Annotated in this window: 10 protein-coding genes; 6 read left to right on the forward strand and 4 right to left on the reverse strand. The window is 32.5% G+C overall.

From position 1 onward, the window contains the following. From RXO53_RS07345 to RXO53_RS07360, 4 genes are all read left to right on the forward strand, one after another. Positions 1 to 620: zinc ribbon domain-containing protein (locus RXO53_RS07345; protein WP_410713579.1), on the forward strand; the 620-nt coding region annotated here is incomplete at its 5' end. A 70-nt stretch (positions 621 to 690) separates the two neighbouring features. Continuing rightward, complete coding sequence (locus RXO53_RS07350; RefSeq protein ID WP_410713580.1) at positions 691 to 1587, forward strand: translation elongation factor; 897 nt, start codon at positions 691 to 693, stop codon at positions 1585 to 1587. A gap of 70 nt (positions 1588 to 1657) precedes the next feature. Further along, positions 1658 to 2344, forward strand: a complete 687-nt coding sequence (amrA, locus tag RXO53_RS07355; RefSeq protein WP_410713581.1) for an AmmeMemoRadiSam system protein A — start codon at positions 1658 to 1660, stop codon at positions 2342 to 2344. A 254-nt stretch (positions 2345 to 2598) separates the two neighbouring features. Beyond that, positions 2599 to 3327, forward strand: coding sequence for a DUF357 domain-containing protein (locus RXO53_RS07360; RefSeq protein WP_410713582.1), 729 nt, complete (start codon positions 2599 to 2601; stop codon positions 3325 to 3327). 219 nt (positions 3328 to 3546) lie between these two features. Here the strand turns inward: RXO53_RS07360 and RXO53_RS07365 are convergent, their stop codons facing one another. From RXO53_RS07365 to RXO53_RS07375, 3 genes are all read right to left on the reverse strand, one after another. Continuing rightward, positions 3547 to 3672, reverse strand: a complete 126-nt coding sequence (locus tag RXO53_RS07365) for a hypothetical protein (protein ID WP_410713583.1) — start codon at positions 3670 to 3672, stop codon at positions 3547 to 3549. A gap of 67 nt (positions 3673 to 3739) precedes the next feature. Beyond that, the gene (gene surE / locus RXO53_RS07370) at positions 3740 to 4435 is read right to left on the reverse strand and encodes a 5'/3'-nucleotidase SurE (protein WP_410713584.1); all 696 of its coding nucleotides are present in this window, start codon (positions 4433 to 4435) and stop codon (positions 3740 to 3742) included. Between the two features lie 205 nt (positions 4436 to 4640). Beyond that, on the reverse strand, positions 4641 to 5075 hold the full coding sequence (locus RXO53_RS07375; protein WP_410713585.1) for a CBS domain-containing protein: 435 nt from the start codon (positions 5073 to 5075) through the stop codon (positions 4641 to 4643). A 237-nt stretch (positions 5076 to 5312) separates the two neighbouring features. Between RXO53_RS07375 and rpiA the strand changes: the two genes are divergently transcribed. Together rpiA and RXO53_RS07385 are read left to right on the forward strand one after the other, a co-directional pair. Then, a complete protein-coding gene (gene rpiA / locus RXO53_RS07380; protein ID WP_410713586.1) occupies positions 5313 to 6017 on the forward strand; it encodes a ribose 5-phosphate isomerase A in 705 nt (234 codons plus the stop codon). Continuing rightward, on the forward strand, positions 5980 to 6402 hold the full coding sequence (locus RXO53_RS07385) for a hypothetical protein (RefSeq protein WP_410713587.1): 423 nt from the start codon (positions 5980 to 5982) through the stop codon (positions 6400 to 6402). Before rpiA ends, RXO53_RS07385 begins: the two co-directional genes overlap by 38 nt. A gap of 94 nt (positions 6403 to 6496) precedes the next feature. Here RXO53_RS07385 and RXO53_RS07390 read toward each other — a convergent pair whose 3' ends face one another. After that, positions 6497 to 6673 (reverse strand): preprotein translocase subunit Sec61beta, encoded by a 177-nt coding sequence (locus tag RXO53_RS07390; protein ID WP_410713588.1) that lies wholly within the window; start codon positions 6671 to 6673, stop codon positions 6497 to 6499. Between the last annotated feature and the right edge of the window lie 437 nt (positions 6674 to 7110).

Raw genomic sequence — 7110 nt, forward strand, 5'->3', positions numbered from 1 at the left:
TAGTATTAAACGATGGCACTTGGTTTCTCTACAAAGGTGTTAGGACTAAGGAGGACTACTTTTATTTAGAGAATAAGATAGCACAAGTACAATCCTTAGCAGATAATACAAGAAACATTGGCGAATATGAAGCATATGATGAATTATTAAAAGAGAAGAAAAGGCTTTTTAAGAAATTAATGAGGAGACTTTTGCATTTATATAGGAATTTAGCGTCTCACCTAATGAAGAGGTTACATGAATTAGGTGTTTCAACCATTTATTTAGGTTATCCATTTAACATCTCTCAGGAAAAGGGTAACAAATTTACAGTAAACATGTGGTCTTACCGTAAATTAATTAATGCAATAGAACTTAAAGCACAAGAATATGGCATTAAAGTATATGAAGTTATAGAATATAATACCTCAAAGTATTGTGCTTATCATAATGTAGAAGTTAAAAGAAATCCTAGAGGAGTCATTAGTTGTCCATTAAAACATAAACTTCATTCTGATTTAAATGGAGCTTTAAACATATTAAAGAAAGCAACAGGTAAAGTATTATCAACAATAAAGAAACCCCTATCTTTTATTGTAGATCATAACAGAGTAGCACCCATAAAGGGGTGTAACCCTTAAGACCTCAGGGAATTCCCGCCCTTCAGGGCGGGGAGGAGGTCAGAAAATTCATTTAGCTAGGAGGATAAAGATGAGAGGAGGTATCATATCTATAATTTCGCCGAATGAAGATATGGCAAAGCAGGCTGCAGAAAAAATGGGTAAATTGCAGGATAAAGGTGATTTAAATATTTATTATAGAAAGCAAGACGATTACGTTTTATCTACCATAGTTCCAACTCAATATCCCTCATCAATTATAAATACATTGATTGCAATTTCCTTATCAAATAAGATAATAATATTATTAAACGATAACTTAGATTGGAAAGACGGAGAATTATTATTGGCAGCAAATTCATCTGGTATCAGATCTGTAGCAATTCACAATAATACAGGGTTGATTAAAAAGCTTATTGCATCATCTAATATAGATATTAATGTGAGTTCTGATTATGATAACGAAATAAAATACCAAGAGCCAGAATCAAGGAAAGAAGACTTTGTATATATAGATAGGGTTTTTACTGTTAAAGGAGTTGGAGCAGTTATGTTAGGCTTTACTTTTATGGATTTGAACGTGCATGACAAAATGATAGCACTACCATCAATGCAGACAGTTGAGGTAAAAAGCATACAAGTTTTAGATGAAGATCAGGAAAATGTTGGACCTGGGGTTAGAGTAGGTTTAGCTTTAAAAAACGTTAAGGCCGATGATGTAAAGGATACCTATGCATTAATTCCTGAAAGCAAAAAATGGTATAAATCATTAGAAGGGGAGTTTGTAAAATATCCGTGGAGCGAAATTAAAGAAAATGGTCAATATCATTTTATTTCAGGAGGAGTTATTTTAATGGGTCAATTAAAGCTTGAAGGTAAGGCAAAGGTGGAATTATCAAAGCCTATGCCAGAGTCCAAAAGAATTATGGTAGCCGACGTAAATGTTAAGTTTGGTAAATCCAGGATAATAGGGTACTTAAAATTATAAAAAGTCAAATGAAAAAGAAATAAAAATTCTATATTAGCTCTCTTAGATAAATAAATATAAGGGATTAGATATGAGTGAGGAAAATTTAAATAAACCAGTAGATCCAGACGAAATTAATGATGACATAGGTAAAGTTTTAGTAAAATTAGCAAGACAAAGCGTTGAATATTATTTTAAAAATAAAGAAGTAATGAAAGTACCTGAAAACTTACCAAAAATTTTGTATAGGCCTGGAGCTGCATTCACTACAATAGAGACTTATTATTCAGAAAAACAATATAGTTTGAGGGGATGCATAGGATTTATTGAGCCTATAAAGCCTTTAGCAAAAACTGTTATAGAGGTTTCAATAGAGTCTGCATTTAATGATCCAAGATTTAATCCTATGGACGAATATGAATTAGATACAGTTACTTTCGAGGTTTCTGTATTGTCAAAACTAGAGGAGGCCCCATCAGATAAAGAAGGAAGGCTCAACTTTGTAGTTATAGGTAGAGATGGTCTTGTTGCAGAAAGAGGATACCATAGGGGTTTACTATTGCCTCAAGTACCTGTTGAAAATCTATGGGATAAAGAAACTTTTCTATCTGAAACATGCTTAAAAGCAGGTTTGTGGCCGGACTGCTGGCTTGATAATAAGACAAGAATTTATAGATTTAGAGCAATGGCTTGGAAAGAATTGAAGCCGAAAGGTGATATAGTTAGGAGGGATCTAGCTTTAGAATATAACGCATTAATTAGTGGTTCAAAAAACTAACCTCTTCCTCATCCTAAAGGGTTCCCTTAGGTAGATCATAGGTTTGATTTACAACCTTCATTTTCATCACTTCATAGCTAGCTGGTAGAGATTTCTTTATTACCCCTCTTCATTTGTCTAGCGGTAGACCAATAACTGGGTCTTTAACCAATTACCCAGATCCTTAACGACCGATCATTTTTAAAATTAAACTCTTTAAAAAGCTAAATTATTTAGACTTGGAAAAAACTATTTATGAAGGAAGGCGGAAAGCAATGGATGCTATCAAGTACAGAATCGAAAAATATGTTAATAATGTTGAAAGTGCTTTGTCAGATCTAGAATCGAAAAATAAATTAATAATGGAAAAAGGCTTTGATATATCATATTTATTAGTTAATGTAAAAGCATATTTGGAAGACGCAAAATATTTTTTAAAAAATGATAATTTGGAAGATGCATTGATATCAATTTCTTATTCTGAAGGGCTGATAGATTCATTGAAGTTTTTGAATCTAATAGATGTAAAATGGCCTGAGAACCCATTAAAGGAAACAAGAGTGTTCGTTGCTGGAACCTTTGATATATTGCATCCAGGTCATATTCATTTGCTAAAATTTGCTTCTCAGTTCGGAAAGGTTTACGTAGTAATAGCTAGAGATATTAATGCATATAAAAACAAGGGTAGACCAACAATTTTAGATGAAAATACAAGGCTCGAAATGGTTTCCTCTATAAAATATGTATATAAAGCCATGCTTGGAGATGAAAAGGATATAATAAAACCTATAGAGACCATAAAACCAGATATAATAGTTTTAGGACCAGACCAACCTATTCCTGAAGAAAAGCTAGCATCATTAGTCGAAGCTAGGATGAACTATAAGCCTTTAATTATTAGATTTAAAGAAAAGGATAAGTTTTCTGGAGATCTAAAGGGATCAACAGATATTTTGATTAAGGGATGCGAATATTTAGAAAAATATATTAATAACAAATTATAATAAATTTAAAACCTAACTCCTAATTTCTTTAGTTATTAAGTTTGTCAAATAATTTAATTTAAGTAATGTATCTTTATTAAGCCTATAAGGAAATAAGCCCAAGTAGATGGGTGTTATTGCAATAGCCTTCTCTACATGCACTGCATAGACATCAGTCTGACCTCCTCCCCGCCCTGAAGGGTTTCCTGAGGTCTCAAGGGTTACACCCCTTTACGGGTGCTACTCTATTATCCACCAAGCCGATATTGCGGGAGAAATCGGCTCCCGCTCCTCATGCTTTAAGGGTTGATCGGCTTGGAACCCTATTTTATTACACTTGTTAGTTGGGGTAGAGGCGTACCTCATGTTTCAGTGACGCATACCCCATTAGCAACTGTCTCAATTTTTAATAAGTTTCTAAATTTAAAAAACTTTACCCTGCCCCTAGAAGGGGTTTGTCGTTCACTTTATCATTTTTCGGCTTTACTGTAGAACCGTATAACCAATAGTATTTTCTTCCTGCAGGATCCCTATTTATGCTTATTTTTTGAGTAAATTTGACGTTAGCTGGTTTTGCTATTTTTACTTTAGTGCTACTATTAATTACTGACGGATAGTTTACATTTAAAAGGTGAACCCCTTTGGGAAATCCGTTATCTAATACATATTTAGAAATTGTTTTGTTTATTATATTTATATAGTCATAATAATCCTTCCTAGTTATTTCCATTTCTTCTTTAACATCAGCAGAAAAAGCAATTGATGGTATTCCTACTATAGCTGCTTGAGCGGCAGCTCCAACAGTTCCGCTAGATAGAATAACTTGAACGCTCGTATTATCACCAATATTTACTCCTGAAACTACCAAATCTATTTTATTAAAAATTTCTTTCAAAGCAAGATATATAATATCCGATGGTGTACCGTTGGTAGCGTAAACGTTTAATCCGTTTATTTCCATAGGATAAAGCCTTAGAGGCTTGTGTAATGTTATTCCAAGCCCTGTAGAGCTTTTTGGGGTTTCAGGAGCAACTATTTTAGCATCTCCTAATTCGTTTACTGATTCGTAAAGAAGTTTTAACCCTTTGCTATAAACTCCATCATCGTTTGTTATTAATATATTTTTCAATCGATTCACCCAGATATAAAGATTAAAAATTTTCTGGTAAATAAATATCCGGCTTTTAATGTAACAAGCCCTAGCGGACCATGAATTACGTTGCCTGGACTAATTGAGGTCCTAATACACTATGTTATCCTTGATATTGCTTAGGAATTAATGGAAAAATCTTAATGAATTCAGAGCATAATTAGAGAATCTTAGCTATAATAAATCAATCTCCGCCAAGTATTTCACTGGGCTCAACTCCAATATCTAGTTCCGTTATAAATTTTTCAAGCTCTCTTATAGATACCATGCACAAATAATTTCCTGTCTCATCTACTATGGGTAAGTGCCTGAAACCGTAGTATGCCATTGTTTTTATTGCTTTTAAAACACTCCATGACGGGTTACCAACAATTGGATTTCTAGTCATAACATCTCCAATAATTATTTCCTCAGGTCTTTTGTCTTTAATTAAAACTTTGCTCAATAGATCTCTTTCGGTAAAAATTCCTATAATCTTTCCTTGCTCATCTGTAACAGCAACAGCCCCTATACCAGTTTCGACCATAACTTGCACTGCTTTGCTAACATTATCTTTAGGATACACTTTAGGTTGAAGGCCTGGACAAATTGTAATAACAGGTGGACCTTCGTCTGGCATATGTATCACCATATAATTATTATGAGAAAAGAAGATATTATATTTAAATTTGAATTTTCTATAATACAATATTTATATGCTACTATATATTCTCTATAAAGGAAATTTAACTGATAATTTAATATTAATAATTCTAAGAGAAATTTAGCTTTTAGGGATTATAGTTCAACTTCCTTAGTTTACCTTGCGAATAATATTAAAATTTAAGTATGTAACCTAAAATAAAAGGGAAACACAATGAAATGCGATGCTAAGAAGGAAGCAGCTAAAGGCGCTTTTGAATTGGTTAAAAAATTTGTGTCAAGTTATAAAACTGTTGGTCTTGGAACAGGCTCTACAACACAAGCTTTTATTAGGGAATCTGTTGATTTGCTTATTAATAAAAAATTGATAACTTCCAGCAACTCTACATCCCTATTTTTATCATCTTTAGGCTTAGAAGCAGTTGAATATAATCAAAAAGATAGTTATATTTATATAGATGGGGCTGATGAAGTAACAAGACAAGGAGATATGATTAAAGGTAGGGGAGCAGCTTTATTGGGTGAAAAGATTTTAGCATATTCCGGAAACCTTAATATATTTGTTGTTAGCGAAGAAAAATTAGTAAATAAACTAGGAGAAAAAAAGCCTGTCCCAATAGAAGTTATACCAAAGGCTTATCCATATATTTCAAATATTTTTAAAAAGAAAAATATAAAATACGAAATTAGGCAATGTCAGGCAAAAGATGGACCAATAATAAGCGATTGGGGAGGCTTTATTATAGATATATACACAGGTCCATTGGATGATCCAAAGTATTATAATGACATGCTTAGATCAATTCCAGGAGTTGTTGAGACAGGAATATTTTTGAATTTAGCAGATTATATAGTAATAGGTAAAGAAAGCTGTGGTTATGATGTTATCGAACTCAAAAGAAAATCAAACAATATATGAAATTAATGAAAGCTCTTTTATGGAAGTGCCGAGCAGATGGGCAAGAAAAGTAAATGAAATAGGTTTATCTAATAGGTTTATCTTAATAAGCAAATATCCGGAGTTATGGGTTTATATTGGAGAACATGGAGATCACTTAATATTGTCATCAAATGGTTCACCATTATATTGCAGTTGTAAGGGGTTTAGAATGCAAATAGAAAAAAGGACTTATAAAGGATGTTCCCATATATATGCTCTTAAAATAGCTATAAAATTTAGCAGATATAGAGATATATCTAATAAAATAAGTTTAAGTGATCTAAATAAAATAATAGAAGAAATTATGGAAGTGGATTATAGCAGCCATTTAAGGGAAATATTGGTTAAACAAGACGTTTCTTGATAAAGTGAACGACAAACCTCCCCCAAGAAGGGGCGGGCAGGAGGTCAGAAAATATTATTTGCAATAAAACAATATAATTATTAATGATTATAGATCAAATTAATCTTGCAAATATCACTATAATTGCTATGGCAACCGATATTATTATTAATGTCATAGGAGATATTTCTATTTTGCTATCATAATCCTCATAGAACGCTATCAAACCTGCTGATGTCATGGGTGAAGTTTGTTTTTTCTTTGAAGATTTTTTCTTAGGCTTTGTTGACATTAAATTCACCTAAATTTATTGTGATATGCAGAATTTATAAGTTATTATACTTTTAATAATAAAAAGACTTATATTAAAATTGACAAAAATGATAAGTTCCCCTTCTAGGTCGTAATAATGTTTTTAAGGAAAACTTGGTGTCCCAAGCTGTCTTCAGCAATCCAGCTCAAAAAAATTATTAAGCTGTACTTATAATATACTGACTAGTCAATACAAATTTTTATATACCGCTGAATATATTAAGTTGTTGGTGACTGACGGCTCCCCGCCCTAAAGGGCGAGGCTTCTTAGTGTGGTGAGTGAAATATGGATCAATTAAGAAAAGATATGGAAGCTGAATTTGAGGAAATTAAAAGGTTTGCAGAAGCAACACTAGGCGAAATGCCTGAAGTCATTGTTCAGCTTTATAAATTAAATGAAGGTGCGGCTATAGAGCA

This window comes from Caldisphaera sp., from assembly GCF_046536515.1.
Classification (GTDB): Archaea; Thermoproteota; Thermoprotei_A; order Sulfolobales; family Acidilobaceae; genus Caldisphaera.